This is a genomic window from Thermomicrobiales bacterium (assembly GCA_041390825.1).
Lineage (GTDB): Bacteria > Chloroflexota > Chloroflexia > Thermomicrobiales > UBA6265 > JAMLHN01.
The window spans coordinates 1-1777 of record JAWKPF010000088.1; the positions used below are offsets into that span (position 1 = coordinate 1).

Here is a 1777-nt window from a genome sequence, read left to right on the forward strand (position 1 = left end):
CTGCTCCATCTCGTTCGGCGCTTCCCCGGCCATTCACGTCGCTGGTCGGGCGGGAGGCCGAAATCGCTGCCATCGAGCAGCTACTCTGGTCCGAATCCGGACCGATCCTCACATTGACCGGGACCGCAGGTGTCGGCAAGACGCGCTTGGCAATTGCCGTCGCGCAGCACGTGGCGGATCGTTTCACGGACGGCGTGGTCTTCATCGATCTCTCGGCACTCACCGATAGCGATGCCGTGCTGCCTGTGCTCCTTCGTGCGATCGGACTCCCTGACGGCGACCATGCGGCCAAGCGATTCTCAGGTTTCGTCTCAGATCGCTCGATGCTCCTGGTCATCGACAACTTCGAGCAGTTACGCGAGGCTGCTCCGGCGCTCAACGCGTGCCTGATGGGAGCTTCCGGGGTTCGCGCCCTGATCACCAGCCAGGCGCCGCTGAATGTTTCGGGCGAGCGGGTCTACCCGGTGCAACCGCTCCGCGTGGCCGAACGATCCAGCGCTCGACCACTGACCGAGGAAGAACTGGCCGCGATTGCAACGATTCCCTCGATCGAGCTGTTCGTGCGGCGCGCGCAAACGGTGCGACCGTCCTTCGAGCTCACCGCAAGCAATGCCGTGGCGGTTGCAGAGGTCTGCCGCCAATTGGACGGCCTGCCGCTCGCCATCGAACTGGCTGCGGCACGCAGCAACATACTCTCTCCGGAAGCGTTGCTCACGCGCCTGGCAACACCCCTTGGATTGCTCAGCGCCGGGCCCCGTGACGCGCCAGACCGGCATAGAACGCTTCAATCTGCGATTGCCTGGAGCGTCGGACTCCTGCCACCCGATGAAGCGCTGCTCTTCGAGCGCCTCTCGGTCTTTGCCGGAAGCTTCGCCCTCGAAGCGGCAGAAGCGGTGGTGGGAGATGCGCCGATTCACTTTCAACCGTCGTTCTACATCGACCCATGTGAGATCGACATCATCGAGCCGCGTATCGATCGTGATCGCATCCTCGACCTGCTCGAGGCGCTCGTCGACCTGGGACTCGTGCAGCGTATCGAACCCAGCGAGTCCGAACCACGATTTCGACTCTTCCGCGCAATCCGGCAGTTCGCAGCCGAAGCGCTGGTGGCTCGCGGAGCAACACAACAAACGGCGCTGCGGCACGCGACCTGGTTCCGATCAAGAGCGGAGGCAACCTGGAAGCCAACCGGCTTACCCGTTCTGGGATGGCATTGGCTCGGCACGCTCGCGCTCGATGACGACAATCTGCGTGCCGCCCTCGATTTCCTCAGTGAAACCGACCCCGCAATGGCTGCTGTCTTCGCGTCCTCGCTCGGTTGGTACTACTACTTCTCCGGGCAACGGCTCGATGGCCTGCGTGCGATGGAACGGGTCGATGGCCGATACGATCCGTCGCAATTGTCGGCAGTTGTGCGCGCGCGCATCGACCACTCGTTTGGCGTCTTGCTGGTGCAGCTGCCAAACCGGCAGGAGGCTGGGGTCAGGCGATTCGAATCGATGCTCGCCACGATGGATTCAGTTGGGCTCGATTGGGCAGCAGGGTTTGCACTGCTGGCAATGGGTATCGTGGCAGAAGACATGGGCCAGTACGACCGATCGATCGAGCTTTGTCACGGCGCACGGGAACGACTGGCGCCCCTCCCCGATCCGACGATTCTGCCCAAGGTCGATGTGCATATCGCGACGGCGAGCTTTGGGCTCGGCCAGCATGCGCGCGCGAAAGAGCTCGCCATCCCGATCGCTGATGCGCCGCCCGAGCTCGTGGGGCCAAACAT

The 1777-nt window shown here is 63.3% G+C and carries 1 protein-coding gene; it reads left to right on the forward strand.

Annotated elements, in window-relative coordinates:
• A partial coding sequence (locus R2855_20090; protein MEZ4533307.1) for an AAA family ATPase occupies nucleotides 1-1777 on the forward strand: 1777 nt, incomplete at both ends.